Consider the following 16,157-nt stretch of genomic DNA (forward strand, 5'->3'; position numbering starts at 1 on the left):
TGCATAAATATCCTTTACTTTGCTTCGCAAAGTGAAAGCGGGTGATGGGAATCGAAACCCACGTGATCAGCTTGGAAGGCTGGAGTTCTACCATTGAACTACACCCGCAAAGTCGGGGTGACAGGATTCGAACCTGCGACCTCTTGATCCCAAATCAAGCGCTCTAGCCAAGCTGAGCCACACCCCGATATGTAATTCCTTCTTGAAAGACTTTCCAAAACTGCTGTTGTTTGGCTGCCCTCTTTCTCACAAGCAAGATTTATTATACTGGACAGGCGCGCAAAAGTCAACATCTTTTTTATATTTTTTTAAAACTGGGCTAAACCGCATAACTGCGCGCTTTGTGGCATATTCTTCCACAGTTTTATACATACTTTTTAAAAAAAGTTTTATATTATGAAGTTTCAAATAACGCTTCTGCCCCCCTAAATTTCAATTTTCGGATACGAAGCAGTCAGGCCGCCTCATCTGCTCAATCCTCACACTTTGAATAACTTTACAACTTTTTTCCTGAACAACAAAAAAGAAGGCATCCCACAGCTGAGATGCCCTCTGTAAATTTTATTCTTCTTCCTCTTTTGCAGATAACTTTATATCATCTTCATCTTCAAAGAAATCATCATCAAAATCGTCATCGAAATCATCGTCAAAGTCTTCCATATAATCTGGAGTCAAATACTTGTAGACCGCATAAGCAATCCCTGCCACTGCCGCGATTGCACCGATGATTGCCAGAGCCCAGACAATTTTATTATCTTCTTTGTCTTTCTTGTGCATAATGTCTGATACTTTTGCTGCGCTTAGTAAATCGTCAAAACTTTTCATGTCATTCACCCTTTCTTATGTGTTTTTTTTATTATATCACTTATCCCGTTTCATTACTAATCTTTTTTCTAATTTTGCTCGGTTTTCTTTAATTTTGCAAAGGAAGCAAACATCTTTTTTACACCGTGTTTATCAAAGTCTACCGTAACCTCATAATCCCGGCCTCCGGAGACGATTTCCATGACGGTACCCTGGCCGAATTTGATATGGCTCACACGGTCGCCTGCGCCATAAGAAAGCGACTCTGCCTTTGGTTCTGCAAATTGATGTTTTTGGAACGGTTTTCGGAACTGAGTCCTTCGGTTGGATGAAAAAATATCATGATCCGGACGCTTGTCATTTAGATTAACGCCGTAATCCAGCTTTAAAAGCTCCTGAGGGATCTCATCGATGAAACGGGACACCTTGTTAAACTGAGTTCTTCCCTGCATCATCCTGCGCTTTGCGGCACTCAGATAAAGGCGTTCTTTGGCTCTGGTAATTCCCACATAACAAAGCCTCCGCTCCTCCTCCAGTTCTTCCTGGTCTTCAGAGATAATGGTCATATAACTCGGGAAAATCCCGTCCTCCATTCCGCTCATAAATACATATGGGAACTCCAGCCCCTTTGCACTGTGGAGTGTCATGAGGATGACCCTGTTGTCTGAATCTTCCAGGCTGTCGATGTCTGCTACCAGAGCGATTTCCTCGAGGAGACCCGAAAGTGTAGGGTCCTCCGCAGCCTCTTCATATGCAACGATTTTATTCAGAAGTTCATTGATATTTTCTATTCTGGCCAGGGCCTCTTCCGTTCCCTCGGCCTCAAGTCCGGTTACATACCCTGTCTGCTTCAAAATATAGTGAAACAGGTCTTCCAGGCTTCCCTTCTGTGCCTGTTCCCTGAAATCCGCAATGAGTTCTGAAAACTTTTCGATTTTTCTCTTTGCATTGGCAAGGGATTCTATCTGTCTTGCCTCAAAGCAGGCATCCAAAAACCCTATATTCTGCTCGATCGCATAGGTCTGAACCTTGTCGATGGTCGTCGCGCCGATCCCTCTCCGGGGAACATTGATGATCCTTTTCACTGCCAGATCATCAAGGCCGTTGTCCACAGCCTTCAGATAACAGATCACGTCCTTTACTTCTTTTCTCTGATAGAAATTCATTCCGCCCACGATCCGGTAAGGAATATTTTTAATCATAAATTTCTCTTCAAAAATACGGGACTGTGCATTGGTCCGGTAAAGAATCGCGATATTTTTATAGTTCACACCATCCTTTGCCAGGCGGCCGATCTCTTCGACGATCTGTCCCGCCTCTTCATATTCTGTCCCATATTGGTGAAATACAATCGAATCTCCGTCGTCATTTTCTGTCCAAAGGGCTTTTTCTTTCCGGCCCTTATTGTTTTTGATGACTTCATTGGCGGCATTCAGGATATTCTTCGTGGAGCGGTAATTCTGTTCCAATTTGATTACTTCGGCATCCTGAAATACTCCTTCAAAGTTTAAAATATTTTTGATATTAGCACCCCGGAATTTGTAGATGGACTGATCGTCATCGCCTACGACACAGAGATTCTGATACTTCCTTGCCAGCATGCTGATGAGCTGAAACTGGATGGTATTTGTATCCTGGTACTCATCCACCATGATATAGCGGAAGCGTTCCTGATAATAGTCCAAAACTTCAGGGTGAAACTGAAACAGCTCTACTGTTTTAAATAAAAGATCGTCAAAGTCCAAGGCATTGTTGGCCTTCAGCTGTTTTTGGTATTCCTTATAGATTTCTGCAATTTTCTTTTTCTTAAAATCAAAATTATACCGGGTCTCGTATTCTCCCGGTGTCATAAACTCATCTTTCGCTGAGGAGATTGCATTCATCACGGCACGCTCCGGCAGACTTTTTGTGTCCACCCTGAACTGCTTGCAGATGCCCCGGATCAAAGACTTCTGGTCATCGCTGTCATAAATGGTAAAACTGTTGTCATAGCCAAGCTTGTCGATATGTCTCCTCAATATGCGGACACAGGTAGAATGAAACGTGCTGACCCATATATGTTCCGCTCCGGAACCCACCAGGGCATCCACACGCTCTCTCATCTCTCTGGCTGCTTTATTGGTAAATGTTATCGCCATGATGTGGTAGGGATTGACTCCCTGTTCGATCAGATAGGCGATCCTGTGGGTCAGGACCCTTGTCTTGCCTGAGCCTGCGCCGGCCAGCAGAAGCAGAGGCCCTTCCGTACAAAATACGGCTTCCCGCTGCTGTTCATTCAATGTATCATATATGCTCATATGTAATATCCTTTCTTGCTTCTGTTCTACTTCTGTTTAACCTTCCTTTCCGGTAAGACTAACTACTATTATACTACATCCGGTCAAAACAAAGAAGCGATAAATGTGCCTGAGTTTTTACACCCCGCCTCCGGAACAGAAATTCTGCGGAAAATGTCATATCAGGGACTTGTCATATAGTTTAAAAAACCGTATAATGTAGTTATCATGCAATCAAGGAGGACGATGTATGGATGATTTAAAAGAAAAACTTTCAAAGTGGCTGGAATTAGACTATATTCTACCGGAAGATATTCCAAATATCGACCTTTATATGGACCAGATCACGACTTTTATGGACACAGAACTAAAAAATTCCACACGGTTTAAGGGAGATAAGATCTTTACCAAAACAATGATCAATAATTATTCAAAAAATGATCTGCTGCCGCCTTCCAGCAAAAAGAAATACTCCAGAAATCATATGATTCTTTTAATCTATATCTATTACCTGAAAAACTTCATGTCTATCTCAGACATCAAGTCTCTTCTGGCCCCGCTGAAAAATCACTTTTATGACGATGACAGGGAACTGTCGTTTTTCGATATCTATGAGGAGATTTATCAGCTGGAACACAGACAGAAACCGGTAATCGCGGAATCCGTGGCGGATGACCTGAAAAAGGCCAGGGAATCTTTTGCTTTCGTGGAGGACGAAAAGGACAGGGATCTGCTTCAGCATTTTTCCTTCATCACACTTTTGTGCTATGATATTTATGCTAAAAAACAGCTGATTGAGAAAATGATCGACAATTTCTATACTGACGATCCAGAAAAAGAAAAAAAGAGAAAAAAATGAAGAAATAGACGAAAGCCTATTTCTTCATTCTGTTAAATACCAAATCATATCCGTCGCTTCCGTAGTTTAAAGAACGGTTGACCCTGCTGATCGTAGCCGTGGATGCGCCCGTCTTCTCTGCCACTTCCAGATACGTATGCTTTTCCCTGAGCATAGAAGCCACTTCAAAACGCTGCGCCAGGGATTCCAGTTCGTTCACCGTACATAAATCTTCAAAGAAAGTAAAACACTCTTCCTCTGTCTCCAACGTAAGAATCGCCTGAAACAGCCGTTTAGCGGCTTCCGTTTTAATCTTTTTGCTCATAATATGCTGCTCCTTTTCCTGCTTCGAAATTTCGATGCTTGATTAGTTTTAATATACAACATCAGCGCGTTAAAGTAAAGAAGATTTGCACCGATTTTTCCGCTGTGCATACTCTATGAAATAAAGTATTTTTTAGGAGTTTTTATGAAAGCAAAAAAACTTGCTGCCGTGTTCCTGACTTCTGTACTGGCTCTGGGCGTTTTGTCCGGATGCGGAACATCTAAATCCGAAGAAGAGACAAAAAAGCTCACCAAGGTCACCTTAAACGAAGTTACCCACTCTGTCTTCTATGCTCCCCAGTATGTAGCCATTGAAAAAGGATATTTCAAGGATGAGGGCATTGACCTGAAGGTTGATACAGGATTCGGTGCAGATAAGAGCATGACCGCTCTGATCTCCGGGAATGCAGACATAGGCTTCATGGGGCCGGAAGCCAGCATCTATCAGTACAACGAAGGAAACCAGGACTATGCCGTCAACTTTGCGCAGCTGACCCAGCGCGCAGGCAACTTCCTCGTTTCCAGAAAAAAGATCAAAAACTTCTCATGGAACGATATCAAGGGCAAAGAAGTGATTGGCGGACGAAAAGGCGGAATGCCTCAGATGATCTTTGAGTATGTTCTGAAGAAACAAAAGATTGATCCGAAAAAAGATATCAGGATGGTCCAAAATATTGACTTTGCCAATACATCCGGGGCTTTTTCCGGCGGCACAGGAGACTTTACGGTGGAATTTGAACCCAATGCAACCGCTCTCGAAACACAGGGTGCAGGATATGTTGTTGCATCCATAGGCGTGGAAAGCGGGTTTGTTCCTTATACGACTTATTGTGCAAAGAAGAGTTATATCAAAAAGAATCCGAAGATCATACAGGGCTTTACCAATGCTATCAAAAAAGGCCAGCAATACGTAAATAAACATACTCCGGATGAGATTGCCGCTGTCATCGGCGGACAGTTCCCTGACGTATCGAAAAACGATTTGATCACCATCATCAAACGCTACAAAGATCAGGATACCTACAAAGAGAATCCTGTGTTCAGTGAAGACGGATTTGCCCTTCTTCAGGATATCCTGAAAAACGCAGGGGAATTAGATGACACTGTCCCATTCGATAAACTGGTCGACAATACTTTTGCCGAAAAAGCAAAATAAACCTGTCTTTTGATTTCCTGTTAAAAAGACTGCAGACAATAGTTCGTGATATGTCTGCAGTCTTTTTGTCTGGTGTTTTCTATGCAGTCCTTTTTTGTTTGCTCACAAGCATGGCCGCTGCAAACAGTGCCAGAGCAAATCCCGCCTGGATCAGGATTCCCTGCATCGCAGGCCATATATGGCTCATGTCCAAAACATCCAGCTGGTCGATCAGCTTATTGGACCTGATATACCAATAGGTCGGAAGGAATCTTGAGACAGTCAGCACCTGTTTGCTCATAAACTCGAGCGGCACAAACACCCCTCCCAGAAATGCACTTCCAAGAGACACCACATTTATGACTCCCTGAAGTGCGTCATCATTGGTGACGAGAAGCCCCGCGAGAAAGGATATGCCTGCCGAAACGCCTATGAACATTACGCTGTTGAGCATAAACAGCAAAAGGTTGCTCTGAAAAATCTCATTCCGGTACATCGCCATAGCCAGCAGCATAAACACCAGCCAGCAGCCCACGGATGCCGTCAATGTCCCAAGCGCCAGCTGAAGATTCCTGGATCTTTCTGTGGCCGCGGAGCACTGGTTTCTTCTTCTGATATCTTTTTTATAAAAGACCATGAATACCGGGCTCACTGCCACTGTGATCAGCGCAATAAAGATATAGGCAAGGTACTGGAAATAATATGCGGTATTGCTCTGTTCGCCGGCTTTTTTGCTTCCCATCAGGTCCACCTTTGCCGATGACCTCAATGTATTTTCAGCCCTCTCCACCGCCTGCTGTTCTGAAAATCCTGAGGCCAGATAGCTCCTCACCATCTTTGTAAACTTATTTACCTGCTGGTCAATCATATAGCCGCTGGTGGAGCCGGGAACCTTTACATTTTCTATTTGTGCCTTTTTATTTTCACTTAACAGGCTCTCTCCGAATCCTTTCGGCAGGATCAGAATATATTCTACATTTCTGTAAAACAATTCATTCTGCATTGTTTTCTTCTCATCCTTTATATCTTTTACATTTTGTTCATTTGAAAGAAACGTTTTCAGCGCTTTGGAAACTGTGCTTTTGTCATGATCTACAATGCCTACATTAATTTTTGTTGTCTGAAATCCGGTATCACTGTTTTTTCCGAAGCTTGAAAACAAGATTGTCAGTGCGAAAAAAATTCCGGCATAAATAGACATTGAGAGTTTTTTACTTCTGACAATCTTAAAAAAACATTTAAATACTTGCATATTTTTTCCTCCTCATCATGAAAAAGCTCCCAAGGCAAAGTAAAACAGAAATTATGATCAGTGAAATACAGCTTCTGAAATAAACCGACAGGTCATCATAAATATTCAGGCTGTAAAAGCAGTCCGTGATCAGCGCTGCCGGATTGATCCTGTTGAAAATCGGTACATGTTTTTCCACAATGTCTTTCATATTTCCTACCATTAATCCGCTGAAAAAGCAGAAAAACATACTGATGCCTATGTTGAGCCCGCTTTTTGTATCTCTGGACATCCGGCCGATCGAACCGATGAACAGCCCTATGGAAACCCCGGTAAAACATCCGAAGAATCCGGCCAGCAAAATAAATCCTGCCTGGCTTCCAAGATCAATTTTCAGCACCAGCCACATATAGCCGATCGCCACCAGGAATGCCAAAAACTGCACCGTCACGCCTACGAGGAAGTCAGCTGCTGTACTTTTCAGCTTCTCTGCTGGAGAAACTGCTTTTCTGGCCGCAATATCCGACAAGTTCGCCTGAGCATGGAGGGCACTCTGAAGCCCCAGAAAACCTCCATAAAGACATACCATGGCAAGCAATGCATAAAAATACTGCACCATCATATTGGCATCTTCATTTCCCAGACTGATCTGCTGATTCTCTACCATATTTTGTGACATTGCTTTTACCAGTTTTTCCATCCCTTCCGGGTGTTCTTTTATCGTTTGCCGTACCATGTTATTCATCTGGATATATTGATCGCTGACCTCTTTTAAAATCGTCTGGTTGATACCATTTTCTTTTACTGTAAGCCTGACATTGTCTCCCAGAGTATAAAAGCCGTCAATCTTTCCCTCTTGGAGCAGCTTTTCGGCTTTCTTCAAAGATGTGTACTGCACTTTCAGAAGCTGATCTTCACCTTTTTTTGAAAGCTCTTCCGCAGTCTGCTTAAACCCTTCTGCACCTTTTGCCGCCTTCGTCTCCACGATTGCCACCGGGACTGCTTTCAGTTCTTCTGAATCGTTTAAAAGATTTCCGAATCCAAAATAAAACAGGGAAGCGAGTATGAGAGGAAATGCAAAACACCAAAAAATAGCGGACTTATTTCTAATGGATGCTTTGAAATAATATTTATATAAATGCCAAAACATAGTTTCCCCTCCTAATCTCTCAGCTGTTTTCCTGTGATCTCCAGAAATACGTCATTTAATGTAGGGAGCTCCGAATAAACTCTGCCGAAAGAAACTTCTCTTTCAGACAGGTATCCCAGAACATTTACCAGGTTATGACTGCCCCCGCTGCACTGCACATGGAGCTTTCCGTCTGTGTAATCCACCTGGAATACATGTTGCATATTACGTATTGCCTGAAGCTCCTCTCTCTTCAGGTCAGATACATCCACCGTGATCTTTTCTCCCATCTTGATCATCTGTTTCAGCTCTTCTTTCGTTCCGGTGGCCAGGGGCCGTCCCTTATCCATAATCAGTATCCTGCTGCATATCCGTTCCACTTCCTCCATGTAATGAGAAGTATAAACGACAGTTGCCCCCTGTCGGTTCAGTTCAAGAATCCCCTCCAGGATCTTATTTCGGCTCTGGGGATCAACTGCCACCGTAGGCTCATCTAAAAAGATCAATTTTGGTTTATGAGCAATGCCGCAGGCAATATTGAGGCGTCTTAACAGGCCTCCGGAAAGCTTGGGCGGGTAAAACTTCCGAAATTCCTCCAATTCTACAAATTGGACAGCTTCTTCCACAAGTCTTTTTCTCTCCTTCTTGTCTCTGACATAAAGTCCGCAGAAATAATCAATATTTTCAATGACCGTAAGTTCATCAAAGACTGCAACGTTCTGCATCACCACACCGATCTCTCTCTTGCTCTCATAGGAGTCGGCTTCCATGGGTTTCCCGAAGACTCTTATCTCACCTTTATCATAGGATAAGAGTCCCAATATACAGTTGATAGCTGTAGTTTTCCCCGAACCATTCGGCCCAAGAAGTCCGAAAACCTCTCCCTTCCTGACCTCCATATTTAAATGGTCCAGTGCCAAAAGATCCTTATATCTCTTAACTAAATTTTTTATTTCAATAATAGACTGTTCCATAATTCCACCCCTTTCATTTGATGTTTTAACTTTACCTGATCCTGCTGTATGGTTACAGTGCCTTGTGTCAGGAGTGGAGGTGACATTTGTCATGATTTTTTCAGCACTATTTCCGTCGCACTTTGAAATGCGCTCCTCCAATAGTGCTGAAAAAACCACGTCACGCTGTAGAATATACCTTCGGGTGGACGCGCTTCGCGCGATAAGTTATACTTAAAGTAATTTTTGAGGTGGGAGGGTTTTATGTCTGTACTTATTGATAAATTTGTTTTGCTGCTTTTTATTCTGCCCCTTCTTTCCAGAGAGCCAGGAACGATGCCTGTGATTGCTTTTCTTACTGCTTTTACGGCATCCTGTTTTCTTTCCCTTAAAAATGAAGAAAAACTGTCTTTCACAGTCTCAGGTTTCTATGGGGTTCTCTGTCTTTTTATCCCGGTTTTCAGTATTTTTCTGCCTCTGTTTTGTTATGACTGTACCCGGACCAGGCGAAAATTTCCCGGTGTTATTTTAATTTTGGCGTCTGTGCCTTATTTCATAAACCGCCTTTTTTTCCTGCGCATCGATTTGGTGCTCAGTCTGCTGCTTTCCCTGTTTCTGGCTGTCCGCACCCAAAAGCTTGAGAATATGAGGGAAAAGTTTAAGAAACTGAGAGATGACAGTACGGAACTGAATCTTTTGCTGAATAAGAAAAATCGGTACCTGATGGAAAAACAAGAGACGGAAATACACCTTGCAACTCTGAAAGAGAGAAATCGGATTGCCAGAGAGATCCATGACAACGTAGGGCATATGCTTTCCCGCTCGATCCTGCAGCTGGGCGCCCTCAAAGTCCTGAATCAAGACAGCAGGCTGTCATCTCCTTTGTCCGAACTGCTTAAGACTCTGAATACTGCTATGGACAGTATCCGCACCAGCGTACACGGACTTAAAGAATCATCTGTGAGTCTTCATGACTCTGTCGCCGAGATCATACACGGGTATCCGGAGTACAGCGTAGATCTGGAATATGATATATCCGAGCCTCCGCCTCAAAACCTTCAGTTTTGCTTTGCCGCGATCATAAAAGAAGCATTTACAAATGCTGTAAAACACAGCGACGCAACACGGATTCGTCTTGTACTGAGGGAACATCCATCGTTCTATCAGCTGCTATTTGAGGACGACGGGTCCACGGCACCGGAATCTTATTCCTCCGGTATGGGCCTGCTCAATATGAAAGAACGGATCGAATCTTTTCACGGCACTATAAACATTACATTTGAACGCGGTTTTAAAATATTTATCACTGTTCCACGCAATACGGCATATTATCAGCCGGGAGGTAAATCATGAATATCATTATCGTCGACGACGACAAACTTGTGTCGGCTTCTTTGAAAACAATTTTAGAGACATCCGGTGATGTCCATGTGCAGGCCCTGGGGTCAAGCGGTGCTGAGGCTGTCTCTTTATATGAATCATATCAGCCGGATGTTCTATTGATGGATATCCGGATGAACAGCATGAACGGCATCGAAGCTGCAAGAGAAATCCGCAGGAAACATCCAGATTCTAAAATCCTGTTCCTGACGACATTCTCTGACGATGAATATATCATCGACGCCCTGAATATCGGCGCAAAAGGCTACATCCTGAAGCAGGACTTCGAGAGCATCCTGCCTGCCCTCCACGCGGTGGAAAACGGTCAGAACGTTTTCGGAAATGAGATCATCTCAAAAATCCCAGATCTGATCTCAAACAAACAGCATTTTTCCTATTCTGACTATGGCATCAGCGAAAAAGAGCTGCGCCTGATCGAATACATAGCCAAAGGCATGAGCAATAAAGAAATTTCTGAATGTCTGTTTTTAAGCGAGGGAACAATAAGAAATTATCTGAGTGTGATCCTTGACAAACTGGAGCTCAGAGACCGGACACAGCTTGCTGTTTTTTACTATCAGCATAAATAACCGCCTTTAAGAAAGACGGCCGGCAAGGCAAAACTTGACACTTCCCCGCTTGACTAGTAAAATTATCGTAACTACAAAACATTTTCCGCAGGAGCTGACAACCTGAAAACAAAAGGCAGTATCCTGAAAATGACTTTACCACTATTCTAGAAGCGCATTTTAAAGTACGACGGAAATAGCGGTAAAAAAGCTCACACTATAAACCATATCATTTAGGAGGGATTTTATTTGGACCCCAGTGTCATATTAAGATTATGTATCTTAATTATCTTACTAGCTCTGTCGGCATTTTTCTCGTCGTCGGAGACTGCGCTTACGACAGTAAACGTTCATACCATCCGCGCTTTAGTGGAAGACGGCAACAGACAAGCCAAAAGAGTACTTCAGCTGATCGAGAACCCGGCAGCCATGCTCAGCAGCATCCTGATCGGAAATAACCTTGTAAATATCTCTGCCACATCTCTGGCCACTACATTAGCCATTGATGTTTTCGGAAGTGCAGGAGCAGGGATCGCAACCGGTGTTCTTACGATTCTCGTCCTGATTTTCGGTGAGATCACTCCGAAGACCTATGCGACTATCAAAAATACGAACCTTGCACTCCGCTTCGGACCCGTCATCTACTATGTGACCAAAGTCCTGACCCCGGTAGTGATCGTCATCAATAAGCTCTCCACAGGCCTCCTGATGCTGCTGCGGATCGATGCAAAGCAGTCAAAACAGGTCATGACAGAGAGGGAGCTGAGAACGATCGTAGACGCCAGCCATGAAGACGGTGTTATCGAAAAAGATGAAAAAGAAATGATTTATAATGTCTTTGATTTTAAAGACTCCATTGCCAAGGACATTATGATCCCGAGAATCGATATTACGTTTGTATCTGCCGACGCTTCTTACGACGAGGTAATGGAGCTGTTTATGGCTACACAGTATTCCCGTCTGCCGGTATATGAGGAGACGAAGGACAAGGTCATCGGAATCGTATATTTAAAGGATATCTATTTCTACCGCACACTGCACCGCGGAGAAATCTTTCATATCAGAGACGTGTTAAGAAAACCGTTTTTCACCTATGAGACCCAGAAGATATCCAGCCTGTTAGCTCAGATGCAGCAGGAAAATGTCAGCTTCTCCATCGTTTTGGATGAATACGGGATTACAGCCGGTCTGATCACGCTGGAAGATATTTTAGAAGAACTCGTGGGAGAGATCCGGGACGAGTACGACGACAATGAATCAGAAAGCTTCCAGGAACTTGATGACGGCTCCTATCTGGTAAACGCGTCCTTAAAGCTTGACGATTTAAACGATTTAATCGATACGGAGATCGAGTCCGAAGACTACGATTCCGTAGGCGGATATGTGATAGAACTGTTGGATCATCTTCCGTCCGAGGGAGAGACCGCATCGGATGCGTCCTTCGATTTCAAAGTGCGAAAAGTTGAAAAAAACAGATTGGAACAAATCCAGATCATCAAAAAAACTCCGCAGATATAACGAAAGGGAAAGCAGATCACACATGCTTTCCCTCTTTTTTATCTTCTTGTCTTCTCATACTTCATCTTCGTCTTGATAAAGCCTTCCAGCTCACGAAGCTTCTTTCCCCGGTCATCGCCGCTTAACGGAAAGTCCATGGAAAGGCCGATGGAATCCAGTACTGTCTCAGAGATCTTGTCTTCATTCCTGCGAAGAATTTCCAGTCGTTCCTCATTGCTCTCAGCGTCCAGAAAACGGATCAGAAGATCCTGCTGTTCTTTTTCCTGACAGTGTCCCCCGGGCTTTGGCATCTCTTTTTCCGGCAGCGATTCCGGTGCTTTCGCCTCTGGTTTTGGCATCTCCCTGTGTCTTTCTAAAATATCGCTGATCTGGTGGAGGTCTGTGATACTCTGGTACGTTCTGACATCCACGCGTTCAAACCGGTATTTTGCGCTGACTCCCGGATATTTTTCATCGTCCACTTCGCTCAAAAACATGGACAGCGGTCTGGCATAGGTTTTATATTCCCCGTACAAAGCCTGGTAAATGACAAGCGCCTCTCCGGTCTCTGAGTGTTCGGCCACCGTTATAATCTGATACAATTTATCTTTGAAATGTTTATAAAAATCCCCCGGTCTGGGTATTGCCCTCTGTTTCATATCACTGCGCTCCCTTCTGCTGCTTTCTCCTCTTCCCCTCTAAAGGAAGGATAAAATCCGACACTTTACTGTCTTTATTATACATCTTTTCCACAGAAAAGACATGCAGATATTTCTTTGCCCTGGTCATTCCCACATAAAACATCCGCCGCTCTTCCTCCAATTCTTCTGTCTTCACAGCCTTTTTATATGGAATTACCCCGTCATTGACATCAATGAGAAACACTCTCTCGTATTCCAGCCCTTTTGCGCTGTGAAGCGTGCTTATGACGACTCCCTGTTTTTCCTGATCTCCGCTCTCGGACTGTGCCTTCAGCTCCTCTGTATAACGCCTTATAAAATCAAACCACTCTTCATAAGTGTCATATCCTCTGGCAGTCTCCTGAAGTTCCTCCAGCACATCGGTGAGTTCTTCCTCCTTCAGTTTCCGAATTTTTGCATATTCCGCCAAAAATGCATTGTACCCGACAGACTTTCTTATGTAGGTGACCGCAAGAAACGGTGTCATATCCTTTAAAAGCCTCAGGTCTTCCTCCAACTCCTCGATATAGTCATAAAGCCATTCCTTGTTTCTTGTCTTCTCCTTCAGATTCTCAAAGGAAATCTCCGGCTGATCTATATATTCTCTGCTGATATAGCGCTTGGGCCGGTTCATGATCCTCAAAAAAGTGCTCCGTCTCCGATCACCGAGCGCCATCCTCATATAATCTATGATATCTCTTGCGATCCAATGCTCAAACAGACTTGGAATCCCGTCTTTCACCGTAAAAGGGATATTAAATTCCATCAGCTTTCCGAGCATAGTCCTGGCTCCAAGGTTAGTCCTGACCAAAATTGATGCCTCCTCATAGGGATGTCCCTTTTGATATTCGTCCCTGAGTCTCTTTGCCACATAAGTACATTCTTCCTGCTGGTCTTTAAATGTCCTGAGCTCTATTGGAATTTCTCTGTCCCGGCAGGATCTTATCTCTTTGTCAAACCTCTTTTTGTTGGCACGGATCACTTTCTGCGATGCCTCCACGATTTCCGGACTGGAACGGTAATTGATGTCCAGCCGGATCATTTCGGTATCTTTATAATCGTTGGGGAATCCAAGCATAATTTCTGGTTTCGCACCCCTGAACCGGTAAATAGACTGGTCGTCATCCCCCACAATAAACAGGTTATTTTTTGGCGCAGCCAGCATCTTTATGATCTCATACTGGATCGGACTGATATCCTGGAATTCGTCAATCAGAATGTATTGAAATTTGTTCTGCCAGGCAGCCAGCAGGTCCTCTCTCTCCTTCAGAAGGCTGTACGTATAGACCAGTATGTCATCGAAGTCCATCCACTGGTTTTTCCGGAGTTTTTCATTGTATTCCTTGTAAATCAGCTGAAATATACTGTCCGCACAGCTTTGGCTGTGATAATAGCACATAGAAAGAAGCTGTCCTTTTACGAGGCTGATCTCACTGATCAGGGAACGCAGGAAATCCGGTTCATCTCCTGTTTCCAGATTCCGGTCCGTGATAATTTCACGGAGCAGATCATACTTTTTATGCTCCGGCAGAATACACCCCGGCCGAAAGCTGTACGCATGCTTCAAGATCGTAAAAAAAACTGCGTGAAAGGTACCGAAAGAAACTGGCAGGGATCTCCCTGCCAGTTTCAAAAAACGTTCCTTCATCTCAGCTGCCGCTGCCTTTGTAAAGGTGATGACCAGGATATTGGAGGGGTTTGCCCCGCAGTGTTCGATCAGATATTTTGTCCGTTCTGTGATGACTGTAGTTTTCCCGGACCCCGGCCCGGCAAGGACCATCATCGGGCCGTCTTTGTGGGTGATGGCCTTTGTCTGGGCCTCATTCCATTCTGTCATGAAAGCTCTGCCTCTAATTTTTCAACAGCAGCACAAAGCCTTTTTACAGACTCCTCTTTCCCCAGAATCTCCATGAGTTCAGATGCCCCGCCGGGAGTCATCTGCTTGCCTGACACAGCCGTGCGGACCGGCCACATGACATAGCCGTTTTTGACCTCGTGGCTCTTTGCAAACCCAAGCAGTGTCTGATAGAGGGCATCGTTGCTGAAATCTTCCTGCGCTTCAAATACCGGCACGATTTCTTTCAGCACTTCCAGCGCAGACTCTTTTGTTGTCTTCATCTTTTTGTGCTGGTACATGGCACTGTCATATTCCGGCACATTTTCAAAAAAATCAATATGGTCCTTAATCTCTGTAAACAGCTCGATCCGTGTCTTGACCATAGAAAGGATTTTATCAGTATCCACATCTCTTGTGATGACTTCCTTCACATACGGCATGGCCATTTCTTTGAATCTATCATCGTCCATAGCCTTGATATATTCCCCGTTCATCCATGCAAGTTTCGTCATATCAAAGACGGCCGGAGTCTTGGACATATGATGATAGTCAAATGCTTCTTCCAGTTCTTTCAGCGTAAAGATCTCTCTTTCCCCTCCCGGACTCCATCCGAGCAGGGCCACAAAGTTTACAATCGTCTCCGGCAGATACCCTGCCTCCAGCAGATCCTCGAAAGAAGAATGTCCGCTCCGTTTACTCAGCTTTTTGTGTTCCTCATCCGTGATGAGCGGGCAGTGTACATAGACCGGTTTCTCCCATCCGAATGCATCGTAGAGCCTGTTGTATTTCGGCGTAGATGAAAGGTATTCATTTCCCCGGACCACATGGGTGATCCCCATCAGATGGTCGTCCACAACATTCGCGAAGTTATAAGTAGGATATCCGTCGGACTTAATAAGGATCATATCGTCCAATTCCATGTTTTCCACTGTAATTTCACCATAAATTTCATCCACAAACGTTGTGGTGCCCTCGGTAGGATTGTTCTGGCGGATCACATAAGGGATGCCGGATTTCAATTTTTCTTCCACTTCTTCACTGCTCAGATTCAGGCAGTGTTTGTCATAATGGCTGACTACCACATCTCCTGATTTGACCTTCAGGCTAGAAAGCCTCTCCTCGTCACAAAAGCAGTAATAAGCCTCTCCCTTGTCGATCAGCTTCTTTGCATAATCCATATAGATGCCTGCCGCCTGACGCTCACTCTGGACGTAAGGGCCGCATCCGCCGTCCTTATCCGGCCCTTCATCATGGGCAAGTCCTGCTTTTGCAAGGGTATTATAAATAATGTCGACGGCTCCCTCTACGAGACGCTCCTGGTCTGTATCTTCTATGCGCAGCAAAAAATCTCCGCCTTCATGTTTTGCGATCAGGTAGGCATATAATGCTGTTCTTAAATTCCCTACATGCATTCTTCCCGTAGGGCTCGGGGCAAATCTGGTTCTAACTTTACTCATCTGTTTCAAATCCTTTCTTTCGTTATCTTGTCTATTATCTCAAGAAC

General features: G+C 44.1%; 14 protein-coding genes and 2 tRNA genes. 5 read left to right on the forward strand and 11 right to left on the reverse strand.

The annotated features are described in order from the left end of the window. Nucleotides 1-36 precede the first annotated feature (36 nt). The 4 genes from P8F77_RS12580 to pcrA all read right to left on the reverse strand — a co-directional run bounded on the left by P8F77_RS12580 (nucleotide 37) and on the right by pcrA (nucleotide 3,101). Nucleotides 37-108 (reverse strand) — tRNA-Gly (locus P8F77_RS12580). 4 nt (nucleotides 109-112) lie between these two features. Continuing rightward, nucleotides 113-187: transfer RNA gene (locus P8F77_RS12585), tRNA-Pro, on the reverse strand. A 374-nt stretch (nucleotides 188-561) separates the two neighbouring features. Continuing rightward, nucleotides 562-825: a DUF4366 domain-containing protein gene (locus tag P8F77_RS12590; RefSeq protein ID WP_095142895.1), complete on the reverse strand. Its 264-nt coding sequence runs from the start codon at nucleotides 823-825 to the stop codon at nucleotides 562-564. Nucleotides 826-893: 68 nt separating this feature from the next. Further along, nucleotides 894-3,101, reverse strand: a complete 2,208-nt coding sequence (pcrA, locus tag P8F77_RS12595; RefSeq protein WP_148458971.1) for a DNA helicase PcrA — start codon at nucleotides 3,099-3,101, stop codon at nucleotides 894-896. A gap of 229 nt (nucleotides 3,102-3,330) precedes the next feature. On the opposite strand from pcrA, the gene P8F77_RS12600 reads away from it, so the two are divergent. After that, on the forward strand, nucleotides 3,331-3,939 hold the full coding sequence (locus tag P8F77_RS12600) for a DUF1836 domain-containing protein (protein WP_148458970.1): 609 nt from the start codon (nucleotides 3,331-3,333) through the stop codon (nucleotides 3,937-3,939). Nucleotides 3,940-3,955: 16 nt separating this feature from the next. On the opposite strand, the gene P8F77_RS12605 is transcribed toward P8F77_RS12600, so the two are convergent. After that, nucleotides 3,956-4,243 carry a YerC/YecD family TrpR-related protein gene (locus P8F77_RS12605; protein ID WP_006568955.1) on the reverse strand — a complete coding sequence of 96 codons (288 nt, stop codon included), beginning with the start codon at nucleotides 4,241-4,243 and terminating at the stop codon, nucleotides 3,956-3,958. Between the two features lie 144 nt (nucleotides 4,244-4,387). Here P8F77_RS12605 and P8F77_RS12610 point away from each other — a divergent pair, with 144 nt between their 5' ends. Further along, complete coding sequence (locus P8F77_RS12610) at nucleotides 4,388-5,398, forward strand: ABC transporter substrate-binding protein (protein ID WP_148458969.1); 1,011 nt, start codon at nucleotides 4,388-4,390, stop codon at nucleotides 5,396-5,398. A 79-nt stretch (nucleotides 5,399-5,477) separates the two neighbouring features. On the opposite strand, the gene P8F77_RS12615 is transcribed toward P8F77_RS12610, so the two are convergent. Genes P8F77_RS12615 through P8F77_RS12625 form a run of 3 tightly spaced genes read right to left on the reverse strand, consistent with a single transcriptional unit; the run spans nucleotide 5,478 to nucleotide 8,711 of the window. Continuing rightward, nucleotides 5,478-6,629 carry an ABC transporter permease gene (locus P8F77_RS12615; protein ID WP_287519033.1) on the reverse strand — a complete coding sequence of 384 codons (1,152 nt, stop codon included), beginning with the start codon at nucleotides 6,627-6,629 and terminating at the stop codon, nucleotides 5,478-5,480. Further along, entirely contained in the window at nucleotides 6,616-7,758 is a 1,143-nt protein-coding gene (locus tag P8F77_RS12620) for an ABC transporter permease (protein ID WP_148458967.1), read from the reverse strand. Before P8F77_RS12620 ends, P8F77_RS12615 begins: the two co-directional genes overlap by 14 nt. 11 nt (nucleotides 7,759-7,769) lie before the next feature. Further along, complete coding sequence (locus P8F77_RS12625) at nucleotides 7,770-8,711, reverse strand: ABC transporter ATP-binding protein (RefSeq protein ID WP_148458966.1); 942 nt, start codon at nucleotides 8,709-8,711, stop codon at nucleotides 7,770-7,772. Nucleotides 8,712-8,954: 243 nt separating this feature from the next. Between P8F77_RS12625 and P8F77_RS12630 the strand changes: the two genes are divergently transcribed. From P8F77_RS12630 to P8F77_RS12640, 3 genes are all read left to right on the forward strand, one after another. Beyond that, a complete protein-coding gene (locus P8F77_RS12630) occupies nucleotides 8,955-10,043 on the forward strand; it encodes a histidine kinase (RefSeq protein WP_148458965.1) in 1,089 nt (362 codons plus the stop codon). After that, nucleotides 10,040-10,660, forward strand: a complete 621-nt coding sequence (locus P8F77_RS12635) for a response regulator transcription factor (RefSeq protein ID WP_148458964.1) — start codon at nucleotides 10,040-10,042, stop codon at nucleotides 10,658-10,660. The genes P8F77_RS12630 and P8F77_RS12635 overlap by 4 nt, the downstream gene beginning before the upstream one ends. Nucleotides 10,661-10,888: 228 nt before the next feature. Further along, nucleotides 10,889-12,157 carry a hemolysin family protein gene (locus P8F77_RS12640; RefSeq protein WP_148458963.1) on the forward strand — a complete coding sequence of 423 codons (1,269 nt, stop codon included), beginning with the start codon at nucleotides 10,889-10,891 and terminating at the stop codon, nucleotides 12,155-12,157. Between the two features lie 38 nt (nucleotides 12,158-12,195). Here P8F77_RS12640 and P8F77_RS12645 read toward each other — a convergent pair whose 3' ends face one another. From P8F77_RS12645 to gltX, 3 genes are read right to left on the reverse strand one after another with little or no spacing between them, the layout of a single operon-like run. Next, on the reverse strand, nucleotides 12,196-12,795 hold the full coding sequence (locus tag P8F77_RS12645) for a DUF1653 domain-containing protein (RefSeq protein ID WP_148458962.1): 600 nt from the start codon (nucleotides 12,793-12,795) through the stop codon (nucleotides 12,196-12,198). A gap of 1 nt (nucleotide 12,796) precedes the next feature. Then, the gene (locus P8F77_RS12650; protein WP_287519043.1) at nucleotides 12,797-14,653 is read right to left on the reverse strand and encodes an ATP-dependent helicase; all 1,857 of its coding nucleotides are present in this window, start codon (nucleotides 14,651-14,653) and stop codon (nucleotides 12,797-12,799) included. Next, nucleotides 14,650-16,110, reverse strand: a complete 1,461-nt coding sequence (gene gltX, locus P8F77_RS12655; protein WP_148458960.1) for a glutamate--tRNA ligase — start codon at nucleotides 16,108-16,110, stop codon at nucleotides 14,650-14,652. The genes P8F77_RS12650 and gltX overlap by 4 nt, the downstream gene beginning before the upstream one ends. Nucleotides 16,111-16,157 lie beyond the last annotated feature (47 nt).

Origin of the sequence: Anaerostipes sp. PC18 (assembly GCF_039789045.1) — a bacterium.
GTDB lineage: Bacteria > Bacillota > Clostridia > Lachnospirales > Lachnospiraceae > Anaerostipes > Anaerostipes hominis.

Bases quoted from the DNA above. Each gene is read 5' to 3' on its own strand.
- P8F77_RS12645 (WP_148458962.1), bottom strand. From the start codon at position 12,795: ATGAAACAGAGGGCAATACCCAGACCGGGGGATTTTTATAAACATTTC.
- P8F77_RS12615 (WP_287519033.1), bottom strand. From the start codon at position 6,629: ATGCAAGTATTTAAATGTTTTTTTAAGATTGTCAGAAGTAAAAAACTC.
- P8F77_RS12590 (WP_095142895.1), bottom strand. From the start codon at position 825: ATGAAAAGTTTTGACGATTTACTAAGCGCAGCAAAAGTATCAGACATT.
- P8F77_RS12630 (WP_148458965.1), top strand. From the start codon at position 8,955: ATGTCTGTACTTATTGATAAATTTGTTTTGCTGCTTTTTATTCTGCCC.
- P8F77_RS12610 (WP_148458969.1), top strand. From the start codon at position 4,388: ATGAAAGCAAAAAAACTTGCTGCCGTGTTCCTGACTTCTGTACTGGCT.
- P8F77_RS12620 (WP_148458967.1), bottom strand. From the start codon at position 7,758: ATGTTTTGGCATTTATATAAATATTATTTCAAAGCATCCATTAGAAAT.
- pcrA (WP_148458971.1), bottom strand. From the start codon at position 3,101: ATGAGCATATATGATACATTGAATGAACAGCAGCGGGAAGCCGTATTT.
- gltX (WP_148458960.1), bottom strand. From the start codon at position 16,110: ATGAGTAAAGTTAGAACCAGATTTGCCCCGAGCCCTACGGGAAGAATG.
- P8F77_RS12600 (WP_148458970.1), top strand. From the start codon at position 3,331: ATGGATGATTTAAAAGAAAAACTTTCAAAGTGGCTGGAATTAGACTAT.
- P8F77_RS12650 (WP_287519043.1), bottom strand. From the start codon at position 14,653: ATGACAGAATGGAATGAGGCCCAGACAAAGGCCATCACCCACAAAGAC.
- P8F77_RS12635 (WP_148458964.1), top strand. From the start codon at position 10,040: ATGAATATCATTATCGTCGACGACGACAAACTTGTGTCGGCTTCTTTG.
- P8F77_RS12605 (WP_006568955.1), bottom strand. From the start codon at position 4,243: ATGAGCAAAAAGATTAAAACGGAAGCCGCTAAACGGCTGTTTCAGGCG.
- P8F77_RS12625 (WP_148458966.1), bottom strand. From the start codon at position 8,711: ATGGAACAGTCTATTATTGAAATAAAAAATTTAGTTAAGAGATATAAG.